At 75.8% G+C, this 19524-nt stretch carries 9 protein-coding genes; 2 read left to right on the top strand and 7 right to left on the bottom strand.

Annotated features, from left to right (window positions below; translation table 11 throughout):
- Positions 1–76: 76 nt before the first annotated feature.
- Complete coding sequence (locus ABB07_RS32795; protein WP_208902104.1) at positions 77–604, top strand: gamma carbonic anhydrase family protein; 528 nt, start codon at positions 77–79, stop codon at positions 602–604.
- Between the two features lie 9 nt (positions 605–613).
- Here the strand turns inward: ABB07_RS32795 and ABB07_RS32790 are convergent, their stop codons facing one another.
- Positions 614–1261 carry a DedA family protein gene (locus tag ABB07_RS32790; protein WP_208902103.1) on the bottom strand — a complete coding sequence of 216 codons (648 nt, stop codon included), beginning with the start codon at positions 1259–1261 and terminating at the stop codon, positions 614–616.
- 252 nt (positions 1262–1513) lie between these two features.
- Between ABB07_RS32790 and ABB07_RS32785 the strand changes: the two genes are divergently transcribed.
- On the top strand, positions 1514–2554 hold the full coding sequence (locus ABB07_RS32785; protein ID WP_208902102.1) for a lysylphosphatidylglycerol synthase transmembrane domain-containing protein: 1041 nt from the start codon (positions 1514–1516) through the stop codon (positions 2552–2554).
- 58 nt (positions 2555–2612) lie between these two features.
- Here ABB07_RS32785 and ABB07_RS32780 read toward each other — a convergent pair whose 3' ends face one another.
- From ABB07_RS32780 to ABB07_RS41105, 6 genes are read right to left on the bottom strand one after another with little or no spacing between them, the layout of a single operon-like run.
- Positions 2613–3698, bottom strand: a complete 1086-nt coding sequence (locus ABB07_RS32780) for a class I SAM-dependent methyltransferase (protein ID WP_208902101.1) — start codon at positions 3696–3698, stop codon at positions 2613–2615.
- Positions 3695–4876 carry a glycosyltransferase gene (locus ABB07_RS32775; RefSeq protein WP_208902100.1) on the bottom strand — a complete coding sequence of 394 codons (1182 nt, stop codon included), beginning with the start codon at positions 4874–4876 and terminating at the stop codon, positions 3695–3697. The genes ABB07_RS32780 and ABB07_RS32775 overlap by 4 nt, the downstream gene beginning before the upstream one ends.
- On the bottom strand, positions 4873–5667 hold the full coding sequence (locus tag ABB07_RS32770; RefSeq protein WP_208903714.1) for an alpha/beta fold hydrolase: 795 nt from the start codon (positions 5665–5667) through the stop codon (positions 4873–4875). The genes ABB07_RS32775 and ABB07_RS32770 overlap by 4 nt, the downstream gene beginning before the upstream one ends.
- A gap of 9 nt (positions 5668–5676) precedes the next feature.
- Entirely contained in the window at positions 5677–5997 is a 321-nt protein-coding gene (locus ABB07_RS32765; protein ID WP_208902099.1) for an acyl carrier protein, read from the bottom strand.
- A complete protein-coding gene (locus ABB07_RS41110; RefSeq protein ID WP_244189587.1) occupies positions 5994–11579 on the bottom strand; it encodes a type I polyketide synthase in 5586 nt (1861 codons plus the stop codon). Before ABB07_RS41110 ends, ABB07_RS32765 begins: the two co-directional genes overlap by 4 nt.
- Complete coding sequence (locus ABB07_RS41105; RefSeq protein ID WP_244189586.1) at positions 11576–19147, bottom strand: type I polyketide synthase; 7572 nt, start codon at positions 19145–19147, stop codon at positions 11576–11578. Before ABB07_RS41105 ends, ABB07_RS41110 begins: the two co-directional genes overlap by 4 nt.
- Positions 19148–19524: the final 377 nt, after the last annotated feature.

Here is a 19524-nt window from a genome sequence, read left to right as displayed (position 1 = left end):
AGGGCGGGCTGCTGTGATCTTTGCCCCACGCCGTGTCGTACCGTGCCGGGGTACGTACGGATGCGAGGAGACGGTGATGACACAGCAGGCGCTGATCGTGGGCATCGGGGGCAGGGAGCCGCAGGTGGATCCCGAGGCGTTCGTGGCGCCGACCGCATCCGTGATCGGGGACGTGACCCTCCACGCGGGGGCCAGTGTCTGGTACGGGGCCGTGGTGCGCGGCGACGTCGAGAGGATCACCGTGGGGGCGCAGGCGAATGTGCAGGACAACGTCACGCTGCACGCGGATCCCGGGTTCCCGGTGAGCGTGGGTGAGCGGGTGTCCATCGGGCACAACGCCGTGGTGCACGGGGCGACCGTGGAGGACGACTGCCTCATCGGGATGGGGGCGACCGTGCTGAACGGGGCTGTGATCGGGGCCGGGTCGCTCGTTGCCGCTCAGGCGCTGGTGCCGCAGGGGATGGTGGTGCCGCCCGGGTCGTTGGTGGCTGGGGTGCCGGCGAAGGTGCGGCGGGAGCTGACCGAGGAGGAGCGGCAGGGGGTCACCCTCAACGGCACCATGTACGCGGAGTTGGCGAAGGCGCACAAGGATGTGCACCCGTAGGCCGGTGGGTCACTCGCCGGCGCTGACAGGCTCCGCGTCTCGCTCGTGCTGCTGCTGGGCCTTCTTCGCCTTGCGCTTGATGATCAGCATGGTGGCGAGGCCCAGCACCACCGCCGCGGCCAGGCCGACGTAGGAGAACTTCTTCAGCCAGCCCTCGGCGACCACGCCGACGTAGTAGACGGCGGCCGTGGTGCCGCCGGCCCAGCAGATGCCGCCGAGGACGTTGGCGATCAGGAACTTCCAGTACGGCATGTGGAGGACGCCCGCGAGCGGGCCGGCGAAGATGCGCAGGAGGGCGATGAAGCGGCCGAAGAAGACGGCCCACATGCCCCACTTCTCGAAGGACCGCTCGGCGGTGGCCACATGGCCCTCGCTGAAGTGCTTCGGGAACCTGTTGCCGAGCCAGGCCAGCAGGGGCCGGCCCCCCTTGCGGCCGATCGCGTAGCCGATGGAGTCGCCGATCACGGCGCCGGCGGTCGCGCACGCGCCGAGGACAACCGGATTGATGCCCGAGTGCTGGGAGGACATCAGCGCCGCGGAGACCAGGATGATCTCTCCGGGAAGCGGGATGCCCAGGCTCTCCAGACCGATCACCAGGGCCACCACGGCGTAGACGGCGGCCGCGGGCACCGTGTCGAGCCATTCCTGGACGTGCACCGGCGGGATCCTCCCCTGTCGCTGTCCTTGCCTTCCGGGCCGCCGCATGCAAAGCGCGCCCCAAGGGAAGGCTACCTGGTCGGCGGTGAACGGCGGCCGGATCCGGCCCGCCGACGGCACCGTCCCGACCTCGTGCCTTCGGTTTTCGGACATCCCCGTGTCACGCGGGAGGGGAAGGCTCCCCGCGGTATCGCCCGACCCGCCTCCCCCAGGTCCCCATCGCGGGACCCGCCGCGGAAGGACGACGTCCCCGTGTCCTCACTGTCTTCCTCCCCCTCGCTCTCGTCCCCCTCGCTCTCGTCCTCCCCGCTCTCGTCTCCTCCGCTCGCCTCTCCCCCGTCCACCCGGTCCGCGTCCCCCCTCGCGGCCCGGCACCTGCGGCTGACCCTGTGCCTGGCTCCCCTGCTGCTCGCGGCCGGCTGGGCCGTCGCCAACCGGCCGGTGCTGTACGAGGGCGTCCGGCGGCTGGTCGCGGCCGACCCGGGGTGGCTGCTGGCCGCGGCCGGTTTCAGTTGCCTGAACTGCGTGGCGGCCGCGTGCGTCCGGCAGGGCGCCCTGCCCGACCGGGTGCCGCCGGGGCTGCTGCTGGCCTCGCAGTTCGCGGCCGGTGCCGCCAACCACGCGCTGCCGGGCGGGCTCGGCGCCCATGCCGTCACCCTGCGCTTTCTGCGGGGGCGCGGGGTGCCGCCGGCCCGGGCCACCGCGTCGATCGGGCTGTACTCGCTGGCCAAGTCCAGTGCGAAGACCGTGGTGCTGCTGGTGTTCCTCGCCGCGTCGCCGTCCTGGCGGCGCCTCGGGGACCTGGTCCCGGACGGACGGCTGGTGGCTCCGGTCGCGGCCGTCGGGGGCGGGGCCGTCGCGGTGGCCGGGGTGCTGCTGACGGTCGTACGACCGGTCAGGCGGCCGGTGGCCGGGCTGCTGCGTTCCGCCCTCGCCGACGCACGCGAGGTGCACGCGCGGCCCTGCCGGGTGGCCGCGCTGTGGGGCGGGGCGGTCGCGATGCCGCTGGTGCAGGGGACCACCCTGGCCTGTGTCGGTGCCTCGCTCGGGCTGGGGCTGTCCTGGGGGCACGTGGTGCTCGCCTATCTCACGGCGGGCACGGCCGTCGGGGCGGTTCCGGCGCCGGGCGGGTTCGCGGTCGACGCGGCGCTGGTGTGGACGCTGGTCGCCTTCGGCTCCGCACCGGCGGTGGCCACCGCGACGGTCATCGGCTACCGGGTGCTGACCGACTGGCTGCCGCTGCTGCCGGGGACCCTGACGCTGTCCGCGCTGATCCGCGCCAAGGTGCTGTGAGTCACCGCGGGGCGGAGAGTCACCGCGGTGCGGAGAGTCACGGGGCGGTGGGTCCCGGTCACTCACGGCGGGCCACCAGGCGGTAGGCGTTGGACAGGCCGAGGCGGTGGGACAGGGGACGGACCGCGAGCCGGTCGAGGAGCGTCGCCGTGAGGAGCGCCGGCACCCCCGCGAGGAGGAGTGCGGTGCGCGCGGCGCGGCGCAGGGCGCCGGGCGGCTCGGGCAGCCAGGGGGCGTCCTCGCGCGGGGCAGTGTGGTCGAGGGCCAGCCAGACCGCGGCCAGCAGGTCGACCGGGTCGTGCGCCGCGGCGTGCTGCTCGGCGACCACCGTGAAGCCCCGCTCGGTCAGCCGCCGCCTCAGGGCCGCGACGGGCATGAAGTGCAGGTGCTGGGGCTGGAGCCAGGGCAGCCACCAGCGGCCGAGCAGCCGGGCGTAGCGGCTCTCCGGGTCCGGCACCTCGATGATGAGGTGGCCGCCGGGGTGTACGGCCTGGTGGGCGGCGCGGAGTTCGCGGTCCGGGTCGGTGCTGTGCTCCAGGTAGTGGAACATGCTCACCACGTCGTAGCGGGCGGCGAGTTCGAGGGCCAGATCGGGGAAGGCGCCGCGGTGGGCGTGGTCCACGCGGCCCTCGCGGGCGGCGAGGTCGACGCCCTCGGTGAAGTCGAGCCCGTCGAAGCTGGTCCCGGGCAGGACGGTGCGCGCGGTCGCGCAGAAGTGGCCGTGGCCGGTGCCGACGTCCAGCCACGTCTTCGGGGCGGGGTCGTGCGGGAGCATCGCCTCGGCGCGGGCCCGGTACATGGCGCCACGGCCGCCGAAGGTACCGCTCATACGCTGTTCGCCGAGGCCGTCGTAGAAGTCCCGGTAGTAGAACTCCAGCCCCTCGGCGGTCAGTTGGGGATTCTGGAAGACGTGGCCGCAGTCGGCGCAGCGGTCCAGGGTGAAGCGGCCGGGCTTGTGCTGGAGCAGGTCGGTGGTGCGCAGGCGGGTGCGGAGCCGGTCCGAGCCGCACCAGGGGCAGTCGGGGCGGCGGGCGGCGAAGAACCGGTCCGTGCCGGCCGCCAGATCCCTCCGGTAGGCGGGGCGCAGGGCGGCGATCCGGTCCGCCCCGGATCGCCTGCCGCCGCTGTCGATCGGCTCGGTCATCGGTCCTCCGCTGCGAGTCGTTCGAGGTGGGCCGCCGCGGCCCGGGCGCCGCCCGCCGCGCGGAACGCGGTGCGGATCCGGGCGGCGGCGGCCCGGTGGCCGGGATCGGTGAGGACGGTGTCGAGGGCCGCGCCCAGCCGGTCCGCCCGGGCCCGGCCGAAGCGGACCCGGACACCGGCCCCGGCGTCCACGACCTGTCCGGCCACCACGGGCTGGTCGTCGCGGATGGGCGCGACGACGAGCGGGACGCCGTGCCACAGGGCCTCGCACACGGTGTTGTGTCCGGCATGGCAGACGACGGCGTCCATCCGCTCCAGCAGGGCGAGTTGGGGCACGGACGGAAGGACCAGGACGTCCTTGTCGCCGGGCGGCACCGCGAGAGCGCCGCCCGGGTCGGCGATCACCGCCTGCACCCGGTCGGCACGCTCCCGCAGCGCGGTGAGGCACTCGGCGAGGAACCGGCCGCCCGCGTCGGCGTTCGCCGTGCCCAGGGTCACCAGGACCTTCGCCCGGGGCTGGTCCAGCAGTTCCCAGGGGAAGCCGGGGCCCGCCGGGCGGCCGGCGAGGGAGGGGCCGACGTAGTGGATGTGCGGCGCCAACGGAGCGAGCGGGCCGATGAGTTCGGGTGTGCTGAAGATCAGCAGGAGATGCGGGGAGGAGCGGGGGTCCACGGTGCCCGACGGGTCGCCGATGCGGGTGCGCAGCCCGGTCAGCCGGTCCCGCAGCCAGTCGGCGACCTTCGGCAGGCCGTCGTAGGCGCCGGTGAACTCCGCCGAGGTGGTGGCCGAGGTGGCCCAGGGCAGTCCGAGGCGTTCGGCCACCAGGGCGCCGGCGAAGGCCTGCTGGTCGGCCACCACCACGTCCGGGCGGAACGCCTCGGCCGCCGCCCGGACCCCCGGTGCCATGGCGTCGGCGAGCGGCAGCAGATACCACTCCCACAGGAACTTCAGCGCCTCCGCGCCGCGCAGGTCCGGCGGCCGTACGGCGCCCTCGGCGCCCGGCACCGGGCCGGCGCAGCCGAACACCTCGGCGTCCGCGCCCGCGAGCCGCCGGACCAGCGCCGGGTCCGGGCACACCCAGGCCACCCGGTGCCCGTGGGCGGCCAGCCGGGCGGCGACGCCGACGGCGGGGTTGATGTGCCCGGTCAGCGGCGGCACCACGAAGAGGAAGGCGCTCATCGCACCCCCGCCCCGGCGCCGATCAGGTCCAGGACGTGCCCGCCCACGGCCGCCGGCGCCTCGACCAGCACCGAGTGCTCGTGCCCGGGCAGCACCACCGCCCGGTAGTCGGTCAGCAGCACCCGCAGCAGCGGCACCAGCGCCACGAGGTCCGACTCGCCGCCGTACACGCCGAGGACCGGGCAGCGTACGGCCCTGATCGCGGCCTCGGTCAGCACCCGGCTGGCGGGGATGTCCCGGGCGAGGGTGGTCTCCCGGGCGAGCCGGGCCGCGCCCTTGGCCAGCCGGGCGGTGTTGTGGCCGCGGTGGGCGGTGATCCAGGCGATCGCGTCCGGCTCGTTGTGGGCGAGTTCGGTCGTGACCCGGTCGAGGATGCGGCGGAGTTTCGCCGCCCAGGCGGGGGTCGCGGGCTCGGACTCGATCAGCGTCAGACTGGCCGTGCGCTCCGGGTGCCGGGCGGCGAAGCCGAAGGCGATCGTGCCGCCGTAGGAGTTGCCGACGAGGTGGACGGGCCCGGTGACCGCCAGCCGGTCCAGGAGGGCCTCCAGGTCGTCGATGTTGTGGTCGAGGGTGTAGCCGTGCGGCGGGCGCTCGCTGCGGCCGTGGCCGCGCAGGTCGTACATGACCACGTCGAGGCCGGCCGCGGCGAACGCGGGCGCGACGGTGAAGTAGTAGCTGGCCAGGCTGTCGGTGAGCAGCCCGTGCACCAGGACGACCGTGGCGTGCGGGACGCGGCCGTCGGCCGGGCCCGTGCGCTGGACGTGCAACCGGATCCCGCCGGCGTCGGCCATCGCCACGGCTCAGCCCGCCTGCGCGGTCTTCAGGCTCCGGACGACGTACTCCACGAGCCGGCCGACGGTCAGCTCGATGATCTCGTCGAACTCCATGCCCGCCAGGAACTCGGCCAGGTTGACCCGCTGCCCGTAGCGCTCCTCCAGCAGCCCGGCCAGGGTGACCAGGTCGATGCTCTCCAGCTCCAGGTCGCGGTTGAAGGTGGTGGACAGGCCGATGACCACGTCGTCGTCGCCGTACTCCGCGAGCACGGTGCGGAGCATGCCGGTGAGGTCGGCGAGCACGGTGTCGGCGGTGGGCTGCGCCGGGGCCGGCTGGATGGGGTTCATCGGGGGAACTCCTCGGCTGCGTCGTCGGGTGCTTCGTGGATGTGTCCGTCGTCGGCGCCGGGCCCGGTCGTCCAGGCCACCATGTAGGTGCGCCGCGGCAGGGCGGGCGGGTTGGCCACCGGTGCGCAGTGCACGGTGTAGACGCGTTCCAGGCGGCCGGAGACCAGCAGCCGGCTGCCGTCCGGCGCGGTCTCCAGCACCGCGAAGTCCCGTGGCCGGCCGCCGAATCCGACGCCCTCGGCCTTGGCCACGGCCTCCTTGGCGGCCCAGAACCGGGTGAACCACACGGCTTCCCCGCCCTCCGCGGCACTGGCGCGCAGCAGGCGGAGTTCGGCCGGGCCGAGCGCGGTGGCGAGGGTCGCCCGGTCGCGCTCGGTGACCTCCTCGATGTCGATGCCGGGTCCGGGCCGCGGGCTGTGCGGCCGGACGATCGCCACGGCCGCCTCGGCGCGGTGGGCGAGCGAGACGTCCAGCGGGGGCGGGGTACGGCCGTGGGCGCCGGTGACGTACGGCCGCCCCAACTCGTCGTTGCGCACCCGCAGTTCCGCCGGGAAGACGGGTCCTTCGCCGTGCCGCCAGAGCCACTGCCGTACGGCGTCCTTGGCGGCGATCCGGCCGAGCAGCCACTGCCGGCGGCCGCGCGGCGGGCGTGTGGCGTACTCGGCCCGTTCGGCCCCGCCGAGCGAGTTGCGCATGATCAGCTCGCGGGAGGCGAGGTCGGGCCAGCGCTCGTGCACCAGCGTCCAGCCGCCGGGCATGGCCTGGGAGAGGGTGTTGCGTTCCGGGAAGCGTTCGACGGGCCGGGTGGTGGGGTCGTTGTCGAAGCGGCGGTCCTGCCAGCCGCCGATCACCGCCCACACCCGGCCGCCGACGGTGAGCTCCGCGTCGGCCTCCAGGACGATGTCCGTCAGCGAGGTGATCCACAGCACGCAGCCCACCTGCGTGCCGGGTGCCGGGTGCGGTCCGTGGAACCGCAGGTGCCGCATCCGCACGGGGAAGACGACGGTCCGCTCGGTGCCGGTCGCCATGATCCAGTAGCCGAGCAGCTGGCCCACGTTGTCCAGCAGCGCGCCGGGGGCGGCGGGCGCGGTGATCACTCCCCGGATGTGCCGCTCACCGATCGCGGTGAGGTCGGTCAGGCCCTGGAAGCCGGGGCCGTGGAACATCCAGCGGTCCCGGTAGAGCTGGGCCGCGGTGTGCTCGGGGCGGCGCTCGGGGCCGTCCGGGAGGGGGCCGGGCGGAGGTGGTGCGGGGTGGCGCCGGGCGAGTTCGACCGTGGCGCGGGCCGTAGGGCCGAACGCGACGGTGACGCGGTCCGGGTGGCCGGGGGCCGGGGTGACGGTGACCGGTACGTCGACGGGGGGCGCGGCGGTGAGCCAGCGGTCGAATCGGGCCTCCCGCACGGCGACCGCCCGCAGACCCGGCACCGCCGCCTCCGCCGCGTCCATCATGTGCCGCACGATCGTGGTGGCCGGGACGACCGGCCAACGGTCCTCCATGTCCGGCCAGTCGGGGCGTTGCCGGAAGAAGCAGTGGTCGAGGAGGTGGGGCATGGTGCGGGGGGAGACGTGGAGGGTGGTTGTCGTCGGGTTCGGCGCGGGGGTGGTCGTGACGGGTTCGAGGGCGGGAGCGGTGGATGCCGGGGGCGGGGCGGCGGGGGCGGGGGCTGCGGGGGCTGGGGCTGGGGCTGGGGCTGGGGTTGTGTGTGCGGGAGGCGGGGCTGGCGCGGTGCGAGCGGGGGGCGGGGCAGGGGGCGCCGGGGGCGTGACGGGTCTGGGCGCTGTGGCTGGGCGCGTGGAGGGTGAGGCGGGCACGGGAGCGGGGGCAGGGCGCGCAGGAGGAGTGGCGGGTCTGGGCGCTGTGGCTGGGCGCGTGGAGGGTGTGGCGGGCACGGGAGCGGGGCCAGGGCGCGCAGGAGGAGTGGCGGGCACGGGAGCGGGGGTGATGGGGGCGGGAGCCGCGACGGGCCGGGGAGTTGGGGCGGGGTGGGTGGGGATCGTGCCGGGCTGCGGGGACGGGGCAGCAGCAGCCGGGGCCGTGGTCACTGTGGTGGCTGCGGTCGTGGCGGTTCTCCGGTCGCGCCGGGCACTCGCCGCGATCAGCTCGGCCGCGGTGTCCGCCGTGTCCCGCAGCAGCGCGGTCAGCTCGGCGGCGGCCGGGAAGTGCGCTGCGAGGCCTTCCAGTTCACCGAGCCCCGCGCCGCTCGGACCGGATGCGGGCCCGGGGCGGGCGGCAGGGGGCCGTACCGAACGGTGACCGGGCTCCGGGTGCACGGCGGGCGCTCGCGGGCCCCTCGCCGGCGCAGGCTGGGCGGCGGACGATCCCTGGTGGACCGTGGGCGCGGGCTGAACGCCGGGCAGCCCGGGGCCGCTCGTAGCCGCGGGATGGGCGGAAGGCAAGCCGGGGCCGTCTGGCCGCGCGGGCTCAACGGCAGGCAACCCGGGGGCGTCCGGAGGCACGGGCTGCGCCGCCTGGAATCCGGAGCGCAGTTCCGCGCGGAGTGCGTCGAGTACCGGTCCGTCCAGCGAGACCAGGGCGCCGCCGAGGTCGAGCCGAACGGGCCGGCGGCGGCGTGCCGACGCGGTCGCTGCCGTATGGGGAGGCAGGGGCCGCGTGGTCGTTGCGGTGCGGGCCGGCGCAGCGGACGCAGTCGTCACAGTGCGGCCCGGCGCAGCCGGCGCGGTCGCTGCTGTGCCGGGCGAGGAAGGAGGCGCAGCCGCTGCGGTGCGCGGCGGCGCGGCTGCTGCGGAAGTCACTGCCGCAGGCGGTCGTACCGTCGGTGTCACGGATGCCCCCGCGACCCACAACGCCACGGCCACCCGGCGCAGTTGGGACATTCCGCTGCGCTCGGGGGCGTTGGCGGCGACGGTCAGGTGGTCGCGGTCGCCGAGGGTGTCGGTGATCAGGGAGGTGAGCCGGCCGGGGCCCACCTGGACGAAGGCGCGGTGCCCGGCGGCGTACAGGGCCTCGGTCAGCTCGCGGAAGCGGACGGGTTCCAGCAGATGCCGTACGAACAGCTCGCGCACCGCCGCTTCGGCCTGCGGGAACGGCGCGCCGGTCGTCCCGGACCACACCGGAACCGTCGGCGGATGGAGCCGGAAGCGGCCGGCGGCCTCCTCGATGGGTGCGAGGTACGGCTGCAGCATCGGCGTGTGGAAGCCGGAGCGGAAGGGCAGCACCTGGCAGATCACGCCCCGCGCACGCAGGGACCGTACGAACTCCTGGACCGCGGCTCCGGGCCCGCAGACCATGGACTGGCGGGGCGCGTTGTCGTGCGAGAGCACGATCCCGGAGTCCGCCCAGGACGCGGCGAGCGCGGCGCGGACGTGCGCGGCCGAGGTGCCGAGGGCGGCGAAGGTGAGGCCGGGCACGGTGACGGTGTCCGGGTCGAACCCGGCCATGAACGCGTCGACCTGGTCCGGCGCGTAGAGCCCGCCCGCCGCCATGGCCGTCCACTCGCCGACGCTGTGCCCGGCGACCGCGTCCGGTACGACGCCCATGCGGCGCAGCGCCCGGTCCAGCAGGCGGCCGACCCCGACGACCCCGAAACCGTGCCGGCCGACGTCACCGACCCGGACGTCCGTGCCGGGCAGCGGGGTGAGGCCGAAGTGGGCGGCGATGTCGTCGGTACGGGGCGTGAAGTCGCCTTCCAGGCCCGGGAAGACGAACGCCAGCCTGCCGCCGCCGGCGGGGCCGAGCAGCGGGCCGGGCCGGAACCACACATCGCCACGGCCGTGCCAGCCACGTCCCTTGGCGACGGCTCGGCGGGCCAGGGCGAGCCGCTTGGCGGTCGGGGCCACGATGCCGAGCCGGACGGGGCCGGCGCCGGGGTGCGGCAGGTCCGGGTCGAGCCCGGCGGCGAGGACGGCCGAGTCGTCGGCACCGAGGAGCGCGGCGAGGTCCGTCTCGCCGTCGGCGGCGAGCAGCAGGATCCGCTCGGGCTCGGTGACCTGCGCTGGAACGGACGCCGAGCGCACACCGGGCGCCCGGTCCGCCGCCGAGCCTCCCGGCACGCCGCCCTGCGCCCCCGAACCAGCGCCTGCTGCCTCCGCACCCCCCGATCGCGCACACGCACCTCCTGGCTGCACACTCCCCGAACGGGCACGCGCTGCCCCCGCCCGGCCGGAAGGCGCGCGCCCGCTCTCCCCCGGCATGGACCCGGAACCCGGTGCCTCCTCCAGCACCACATGGGCGTTGATCCCGCCGAAGCCGAACGCGTTGACGGCGGCCCGGCGGACCGGGCGGCGGGCGTCCGTCTCCCAGGGCCGGGCCTGCGCCAGGGTGCGGAAGCGGGTGGCGGCGAGGGCGGGGTGGGGGTCGTCGCAGTGGAGGGTGGGCAGGAGGGTGCCGTGGTGGAGGGCGAGGGCGGCCTTGACCAGCCCGGCGACCCCGGCGGCCGGCATGGTGTGCCCGATCATCGACTTCACCGAGCCGAGGACGGCACGGCGGCCCTCGCCCCCGGCGGGCCCGAACACCTCGGCGAGGGTGATGAGTTCGGTCGTGTCACCGGCGGGGGTGGCGGTGCCGTGCGCCTCCAGCAGGCCGATGGAGTCCGGCGCGGCGGGGTCGAGCCCGGCGGCCCGCCAGGCCTGGCGTACGGCTCTGGCCTGCCCGCCCGGGTCCGGTGCGACCAGTCCCGCGGTACGGCCGTCGCTCGCCACGCCGGTGCCCCGGATCACGGCGTACACCCGGTCACCGTCGCGTTCGGCGTCCGCCAGCCGCTTCAGTACGACGACGCCGGTGCCCTCACCGATGAGGATGCCGTCGGCGTCACGGTGGAAGGGGCGGATGCGCTGGCTCGGGGAGAGCGCGCGCAGTTGCGCGAAGACGCTCCAGAGCGTGATGTCGTGGCAGTGGTGCACTCCCCCGGCCAGCATCAGGTCGCAGCGGCCGGTGGTGAGTGCGGTGACCGCCTGGTCCACGGCGACCAGGGAGGAGGCGCAGGCGGCGTCCACGGTGTAGGCGGGGCCGCGCAGGTCGAGCCGGTTGGCGATGCGCGAGGCGGCCAGGTTGGGGACCAGGCCGATCGCGGACTCCGGGCTGTCGGGGCCGAGCCGGTCGGTGAACGCGGTGCGGATGCGGCCGAGCTGGGCCCTGGAGAGGCCGGGTAACAGCTCACTCAGGGTGCGGGTGAGCTGTGCGGCCGTGCGTACGCGCTGGTCCAGGCGGACCAGGCCGGGGGTGAGATAGCCACCGCGGCCCAGGGCCACGCCGATCCGGTGCCGTTCGGGCAGCCGTTCCTCGCCGCCGGCGTCCGCGAGCGCGGCGGCGGCCACGTCGAGGGCGATCAGCTGGTCGGGCTCGGTGCCGGGCACCGAGGCGGGCATGATGCCGTAGCGGGTGACGTCCACCTCGGCGAGCCCGTCCACGAATCCGCCGCGCCGGCAGTAGATCCGGTCGGGCGCGGCGGGTCCGGTGGCCGAGTCCGGCGTGTAGTGGTCGGCGTCCCACCGGCCCGCGGGGACCTCGCCGATCGCGTCGACTCCGTCGCGCAGGTTCCGCCAGTAGGCGTCGAGTCCGGGGGCGCCGGGCAGCAGCACCGCCATCCCGACGACCGCGACGGGGACTTGACGTTCGGTCATGTCAGCGTCCCCGAGGCGGTGTAGACGACGGCGCGGACCGACGGTTCGCCCCAGGCGAGCTCCCGCAGCAGGGCCGCGGTGCCCTCGTCGGGGTCGATCAGCTCGATCCCGCGCCGGGCGTACGCGCGGCCGAGTTCGGCACCTACCATGCCGCCGTGCGTCGCGGACGGTGCCCAGGGTCCCCAGTGGACGGTCAGCGTGCGCGCGCCCGTCCGGGCGGCCCAGTCGGCGCCGAGGGCCTCCAGGGCGTCGTTGGCGGCGGCGTAGTCGGCCTGGCCGCGGTTGCCGAGCACGGCGGCGACGCTGCCGAACAGCACGGTGAACGCGGGCGCGCCCGGCAGGTCGTCCAGGGCGGCGAACAGCGCCGCGGCTCCGGCCGTCTTCGTGCCGTAGACCCGCTGGAAGGACTCGGCGGTCTTGTCGGTGATGAGCCGGTCCTCGATGACACCGGCGGCGAAGACGACCCCGTCGAGACGGCCGTGTTCGGCGTGGATCTCCTTGACCGCCCGCAGTACGGCGTCCCGGTCCCGGAAGTCCACCGAGCGGTAGCGTGCTTCGCTGCCGAGTGCGCCGAGTTCGGCGAGGGTCGTGGTGATCTCCCGCTGGGCGAGGATCAGTTCGGCGGCCGTGTTGATCTCGGCGGGGGCGGCCGCGCCCGGTCCCGCGGCGAGTGCCGCCCGCAGCTCGACGGGGGTGCGCGCGACCGCGGTGTGCGGGGCCTCGGGCGCGGTGGGCGCGGGCGTACGGCCCAGCAGCTCGACACGGCACCGGCAGGCACCGGCCAGCGCGGCCGCGAACCGCGCGGTGATGCCCCGGGCGCCGCCGACCAGCAGCACGACGGAGTCCCGGTCGAGCCCGAGTGCCGCCGCTTCGGCGGCGCCGTCCCCCGCGGGCCCGGCGCCGGTGCTCGCGAGCGGGCCCAAGGGGGCGGGTACGAGCTCGGGACCCTGCCGGGCACCGGCCGCCGTACGCAGGACGACAGGGGCCTGCCCGGGCGCCCGCAGCTCGGCGAGCAGGGCGTCGGTGACGGCCGCCGGAGCGGTGTCGGCGACGGCGACGACCCGTGCCAGCAGATCCGGGTACTCGCAGCCGATGCCGCGGAACAGGCCGTCCAGCCCGGCCGCCCGCAGCGCGCCCGTGCGGTCGGCGGCCCGGAGGGCGAACAGCCGGCGCGGGCCGCGCGCGAGCGCCGCGCGGAGCACCGGGAAGGCGTCCGGCAGCACCGGGAGGTCGGGGCCGGGCAGCGCGCCGAGGTACACGACGTCGTCCACCGGGCCGTCCGCCGCGGTGAGGAGGTGGTTCGCGTCGAGCATCACGGCTTCGGCGCCGTGCTCGGCGAGCCGCGCCGCGACCTGCGCCGCCGCGCCCGCGCCGTCCCCGAGGAGGGCGAAACGCCGGCCGGACAGGGCGTGGTCCTGGTCCTCGGCGGCAACAGGGTCCGGGGCCGGGAGGGGTACCGGACGCAGCTCGCAGCGCCGGGGTGGAACGCCGAGGACGGGGGCGGGGGCGTGCACGGCTTCGGCCGGTTCCCGGGGGTGCCCGGCCGCCGCGCCGACGAGGGCCTCCTCGGCCCGCTCCCCCACGTACTCTGCCCGGCCGTCGGCGCGAGGCTCCTGCTGCCGCCCGCCCGCCGCACCGGACTGTGCCCCCGCCTCGCCGGGCTCTGTCCCCGCCTCACCAGACGGTGTCCCCGCCCGCGCCGTCAGCCAGGCCGTCACCGCGGCAGCCGTACGCGCCTTGGTCAGCTCCTCCAGCGCGGCGTCGTCCAGTACGTCGGCGCCGCCCGCGATGCCGAGCCGCTGAGCGAGCTCACCCGCTATCTCGGCCCGCTTGATCGAGTCGATGCTGAGGTCGGCCTCCAGGTCGAGGCCGGGCTCGATCATGTCGACGGGATAGCCGGTGCGTTCGCTGATGATCTCCAGGACGACCTGCTCCACGTCGGTCACCGGCGCCGCACCGTCCGGCTCGGTCGACTGGGCATCGAGCGCGGGGACCTCTGGTGCGACCTCCTGCGGAAGCGGTACGGCCGGGACGGGCGCCGGCGGCATCGCGCCCGGTGCCGGTGCGGTACCGAAGTAGGTGAGCAGGACATCGCGCTGGGCGGCGATCATCTCCCGGCTGGTGCGCAGGAATTCGGAGATGAGCGCGTCCCGGTTGTCGGCGGGGGCGCCGTACGGCTGGTCGGTGGTCACGGTCGTCTCCACGACTCGTCGGGCCGGTGCGAGGGCACCGGGAAGGAGTGCTCCGTCGGCGGTGCGGACGAGGTGTCCGTCGACCGTCCAGCCGGGCCGTTTCGGTGCCGGGGTGCGCAGCGCGTCGACGGCGTCACGGCCCCGCAGCAGCCAGGCGGTGCGCACCGGCTGTCCGGCGACGGCGAGGCGGGCGAGGGCGTCGAGCCAGCCGCGCAGGCCGCTGTCGGGGTCGGGTTCGCAGGCGACCGTGCGGTGCGGGCGGTCGCCGAGGATCCGGGCGACGAGCCGGGTGAGGACCGTGCCGGGGCCCGCCTCGACGAAGACGCGCGCGCCCGCCTCGTACATGGCCTCGATCTGGGCGGCGAACGCGACGGGGGCACCGATCTGGGCGGCGAGTTCGGCGCGCACCTCGTCGGGGCGGGGCGGATAGGGCGCGGCGGTGCGGTTGGCCCAGACGGGGAACTCGGGCGGGCGCACCGTCTTGTCCCCGAGGACCTTGGCGAACCGTTCCCCCGCGGCGGCCACGAGCGGGCTGTGGAAGGCACAGGCCACGGGGATGCGCCGCGCGCCGAGCCCGGCGTCGCGCAGCATCCGTACGGCCGACTCGACATCCGCCGTCGGTCCTGAAATCACGGTTTGATCAGGTGAGTTGAGGTTGGCGACGACCACGGAGGCGGGTGCGCCGGACGTCTGCAGGGTGCGTACGACGGTCTCGGCGGGGGCGCCGACGGCGGCCATGGTGCCCGGGTCGTCGCCCGCCGCCGCCAGGATCGCGCCGGCCCGCTCGGCGCTCAGCTCGAGCAGCGTCCCGGGGTCGAGGGCGCCGGCCGCGGCAAGGGCGACCAGCTCGCCGTAGCTGTGCCCGGCGGCCAGGTCGGGATGGACCCCGGCCGAGGTGAGGAAGGCGTGCGCGGCGAGTCCCGTGATGCCGAGGGCGGGCTGCGCGGCCCGGGTGTCGGTGAGGGCGGCCCGCCGGAGCTCCCGCGCGGCCTCGTCGAAGGCGGCGGGCGGGTGGACCGCGTCGGCGTGCCCGCGACCGAGCTCCAGGTAGTACCGCAGCTCAGGCAGATGCACCAGGAGCTCGGCAAGCATCCCGGGACGCTGACTGCCCTGACCGGGGAACAGAAAGGCGACCTTGCCCGGCACCGAGTCGGCACCCTCACCCCGAACCAGCCCGGCGCCCGCGCCCGGCACCGAATCGGCACCCTCGCTCCATGGTGAGCGGATGACGGTGCTCTCCACCGAGCCGGCGACGCCGTTTCTCACCGGACCCGCGCCCCTGCGGTCGACCGGCTCGGCACCCCTGCCGTCGACCGGCTCGGCACCCCTGCCGACGGCCGGCTCGGCGCCCCTGCCGACGGCCGGCTCGGCGCCCCTGCCGACGGCCGGCTCGGCGCTCCTGCCGACCGCCGACTCCACGACACCGCCGCGCACCCCGGCCGGCACGCCGTCCCGCACCGGATCCGCGGCCTCAGCCTCCCCCGGATCCGCGACCTCACCCTCCGCCGGATCCGCGACCTCACCCTCCCCCGGATCCGCGACCTCACCCTCCCCCGGATCCGCGACCTCACCCTCCGCCGGATCCGCGACCTCACCCTCCACCGGATCCGCGGCCTCAGCCTCCCCCGGATCCGCGGCCTCACCCTCCACCGGATCCGCGCCCACCCCCGGCACCGAGTCCGCCGCGCCCTCCCCCTCCGGCTCCGTCACCGCGTGCTCCGGCTCCGGCACCGGATCGGCGACATGGATGCCCGCGGCCGGATCGTGCTCCCCGGTGAGGAGCCGCCGGAGTTGGCGCGTGAGTTCCTCGGTGTCGTGGGCCACGAGTGCGGCCTGGACCGGCTCGTGTGAGGTGTCGGCGCGGTGGGCCGCGGCGAGGGCGAGGTCGCGCAGGCGCCAGGGGTGGCCGTCGGCCTCGGCGGCCCGGAGGAGCTCCGCGGCCTGCCGGTGGGCCGCCGTGGTGTCCCGGCCGCGGAAGAGGAACAGCTCGGCCGGCCAGGCGTCCAGGGCCTGCCGGGGCGGTACGGCGTCGGCGTGAGCGGCCAGCACGGCGTGGAAGTTGGTGCCGCCGAAGCCGAACGCGCTGACCCCGGCGAGACGTTCGGCGGCCGGTGCCGTCCAGGGCCGGGCGCGGGTGTGGAACGCGAAGGGGCTGCCGTCCTCCGTCCAGGCCGGGTTGGGCCGCTCCAGGTGCAGGGTGGGCGGGGTGACGCCGGTGTGCAGCGCGAGGACGGTCTTGATGAGGCCCGCGAGCCCGGCGGCGCATTTGGTGTGCCCGATCTGCGACTTGACCGAGCCGAGGGCGCAGCGGCCGTGCTCCGCGCCCGCTTCGGTGAACACCTCGGTGAGCACGGCGAGTTCGGTGCGGTCGCCGACGACCGTGCCGGTGCCGTGCGCCTCGACCAGGCCGACGTCCGCGGGCGAGACACCGGCGTTGCGGTACGCGCGCTCCAGCGCCGCCCGCTGGCCTTCGGGGCGGGGCGCGGTGAGGCCGAGCGAGCGGCCGTCGCTCGCGGAGCCGAGGCCCTTGACCACGCCGTAGATCCGGTCGCCGTCGCGTTCGGCGTCGGCGAGCCGTTTGAGGACCACGCAGGCCACGCCCTCGCCGAGGGCGATGCCGTCGGCCGAGGCGTCGAAGGCGCGGGAGCGCCCGGTCGGCGAGAGCGCGTGGACGGAGGAGAACAGCACGTAGTCGTTGATGCCGTTGTGCAGGTCGGCGCCGCCGCACAGCACGAGGTCGCTGGTGCCGGCGACGAGTTCCTTGCAGGCCACGTCGAGAGCGGCGAGGGAGGAGGCGCAGGCGGCGTCGACGGTGAAGTTGGCGCCGCCGAGGTCCAGCCGGTTGGCGATCCGGCCGGAGATGACGTTGGCGAGCATGCCGGGGAAGGAGTCCTCGGTGAGCCGGGGCAGTTGTTCCTCGATGCCGTCGGGCACCTTGCCGTAGTAGGACGGGAGTACGGCGCGCAGGGTGACGGCGTTGGCCAGGTCGCTGCCCGCCTCGGCGCCGAAGACGACCGAGGTCCGCGCGCGGTCGAACGCCCGCCCCCGTTCGCCGTACCCGGCGTCCTCCAGCGCCCGGCGGGCCGCCTCCAGGGACAGCAGCTGGACGGGTTCGATGCTGCCGAGGGAGGCGGGCGGGATGCCGTAGCGCAGCGGGTCGAAGGGGATGCGGGGCAGGAATCCGCCCCACGTGGACGCCGTGCTGCCGGCCGCGTGGTGCACTGCCGGGTCCCAGCGTTCCGGCGGCACCTCGGTGACGGAGTCGCGGCCGCCGACGATGTTGGTCCAGAAGGTCGCGAGGTCGGGGGCCCCGGGGAACATGCAGGCCATGCCGACGACGGCGACGTCCAGCGGCGCGGGCGGCTCCGGCTCGACGGCGGAGGGCACGCGCGCGTGGGCGGTCTGCCGCGTGCGGACCTCGGCGGCCGACCGCGTCAGGAACGCGGCGGCGCCGTCGGTCACCGCGCGGTGCAGGTCCGCCAGGGTGGTGGTCGCCGAGCGCAGCACGGCGACCTCGCCGGCCATGAACATCCCGTCCGCGAGCTGCCGTTCCTCGTCCACGGTCGCCAACGCGCCGTCGGCCCCGCGCTCGACGCCCTTGCTGGCGATGCGCAGCCGGCCCACGTTGAGCCGCTCCAGCTTCTCCCAGACCTCGCGGTCGGTCAGCCCCTGCTCCCGGAGCGCGGCCTCGCGTGCCCGGTAGTCGCCGGTGAAGGGGCTCGGGACACAGCGGGTGGCGTGGCCGGGGGCGGTCCGGAGGAGCGTGGTCGTGGTGGCGGTGAGCACCTGCCGCTGGAAGAGGGGCCGTACGGCGCCGTGCGCGACGGCCTCCTCGGTGAACAGGTAGGCGGTGCCCATGAGCACGCCGACGGCGGCGCCCCGCGCGGTGAGCGGTGCGGCCAGGGCCGCGACCATCGCCGCCGACCGCTCGTCGTGGACACCGCCGGCGAAGAACACCTCCAGCCGGCGGGCCGTCGGGTCGTCGGCGCCGGCCAGGAAGTCCTCCAGCACGGCCAGTTGGGCCTCCCAGAGCGGGAAGGAGGCGCGGGGTCCGACGTGCCCGCCGCACTCGGACCCCTCGAACACGAACCGGCGTGCCCCCGCGTCCAGGAACTGCCGCAGCAGTCCCGGCGACGGCACGTGCAGGTAGGCGTGGATCCCGGCCCGCTCCAGCGTCTCGGCCTGGGCGGGCCGTCCGCCCGCGATGACGGCGTGCGTGGGCCGCAGTTCCCGTACGGCCTCCAGCTGGGCGTTCCTGATCTCCTCGGGGGCGAAGCCGAGCACGCCCACGCCCCAGGGCCGCCCGTCCAGCACGGCCCGCGCCTCGGTGAGCATCGACCGGGCCCGCTCGCCGTCGGCGAGGGCCAGCGCGAGGAACGGCAGCGCCCCGTCGGCGGCGACGGCCGCGGCGAAGCCCGCCTGGTCACTGACCCGGGTCATGGGCCCCTGAGCCACCGGGAGCCGGGTGCCGAGCGCCCGGCTCATGGCCGACCCGGGTCCCAGGGCCGTGGCGGCGCCGTCGCCGGCCGCCCCGAGCATGGCCGCCGACACCTCCCGCACCGAGCGTCGTACGTCCCCGTACCGTTGGGCGAACCGGGCGGCGAGGGAACCGTCCTGGCCCACCGGCAGCAGCCGGCCGTACCGGTCGTCGGCGCCCAGCAGGGAGGCGACCGCCCCGGGGTCGTCGGCCGGCGGGCCCGGCGCGTCCGGTCCCCTGCGCCGCAGGACCCGGTGGCCGCCGAGCACCACGGTCTCCGAGCCGTCCAGGGAGCGCAGCACCGAACGGACCGACTCGGGCAGCCCCGACTCGGCGAGCAGCGCCAGCTGGCTGTCGAGGACCACCCCCGCGGCACCGCCGGCCACCGCGGCCGCCGCCGTGCGCGGGCCGATGCCGCCGCAGGCCCAGACCGGGACGCGGCCCGACGCCGGGTCGGACAGCAGCTGTTGCAGCAGGACGAAGGTGCTCAGCTCGCCGACCCGGCCGCCGCTCTCGGCGCCGCGGGCGATGAGCCCCTGGGCACCGGCGCGCAGGGCCGCGCGCGCCTGCTGAAGGTCCGTGACCTCCACCAACACGCGTACTTCTGAGGGCAGTTCGGACCGGGGCCAGACCGCGTCGGCGGTGAGGACCACGGTGCCGGGGCCGTCGCCGACCTCGGCCGGCGGCAGCGCGCAGCGCCCGGTCACCCGTACCCCGAAGGGGCCCGGCGCGGCCCGGCTCAGCCGGGTGAGCGCCTCTCGGGATCTTCGGTCCCCGGTGCCGAGGTCGAGGATGCCGAGCGCGCCGGCGGCGCAGGCGGCGGCGGTGAGACCGGCGTCGGGTTCTCCGAAGGGGGTGAGGCACAGGACGAGGTCATGGGCGCGCACAGGCGAGGTCATGATGCTCCGGCACGATCGGCGAGACTGCACGGTGGGGGGTGTGCGGCGGAACGCTCTGGTGCGAGGGCACCGGAAACTAGCCTCGGCTTACTCACGGGTCAATAACGACGCTCCCTTTTCGCGCCCAGGGACATCGATTCGGCCAGTGGGTCGAATTCGCCGCAAGAGGCGGAAAACGCGGTAATTCCCTTCACCGGTGCGGGCGGGGGGCCACCGGGACCCCCGCACCACACCACCACAACCCCGGGCGAAACCCCCGCCTGCGCCACCGCGCACTCGCCCGGCCGCACCGCGGCGGGACATCCGCTCGAAGTCTGTAAATCCCGCATGACTTCGGCGCCGTGGCCCGATCGCCGCCCGGCGTCACCGAGATGTCC

The organism is Streptomyces incarnatus (assembly GCF_001027185.1).
GTDB lineage: Bacteria > Actinomycetota > Actinomycetes > Streptomycetales > Streptomycetaceae > Streptomyces > Streptomyces puniciscabiei.
The sequence above is the reverse complement of the archived record's forward strand: the minus strand, read 5'-3'. Positions and strand labels throughout refer to the sequence as shown.

What these genes read in the sequence shown, in the direction of transcription:
- ABB07_RS32795 (WP_208902104.1), top strand. Translation starts at nt 77, where the DNA reads ATGACACAGCAGGCGCTGATCGTGGGCATCGGGGGCAGGGAGCCGCAG.
- ABB07_RS32780 (WP_208902101.1), bottom strand. Translation starts at nt 3,698, where the DNA reads ATGACCGAGCCGATCGACAGCGGCGGCAGGCGATCCGGGGCGGACCGG.
- ABB07_RS32775 (WP_208902100.1), bottom strand. Translation starts at nt 4,876, where the DNA reads ATGAGCGCCTTCCTCTTCGTGGTGCCGCCGCTGACCGGGCACATCAAC.
- ABB07_RS32770 (WP_208903714.1), bottom strand. Translation starts at nt 5,667, where the DNA reads ATGGCCGACGCCGGCGGGATCCGGTTGCACGTCCAGCGCACGGGCCCG.
- ABB07_RS32765 (WP_208902099.1), bottom strand. Translation starts at nt 5,997, where the DNA reads ATGAACCCCATCCAGCCGGCCCCGGCGCAGCCCACCGCCGACACCGTG.
- ABB07_RS41110 (WP_244189587.1), bottom strand. Translation starts at nt 11,579, where the DNA reads ATGACCGAACGTCAAGTCCCCGTCGCGGTCGTCGGGATGGCGGTGCTG.
- ABB07_RS41105 (WP_244189586.1), bottom strand. Translation starts at nt 19,147, where the DNA reads ATGACCTCGCCTGTGCGCGCCCATGACCTCGTCCTGTGCCTCACCCCC.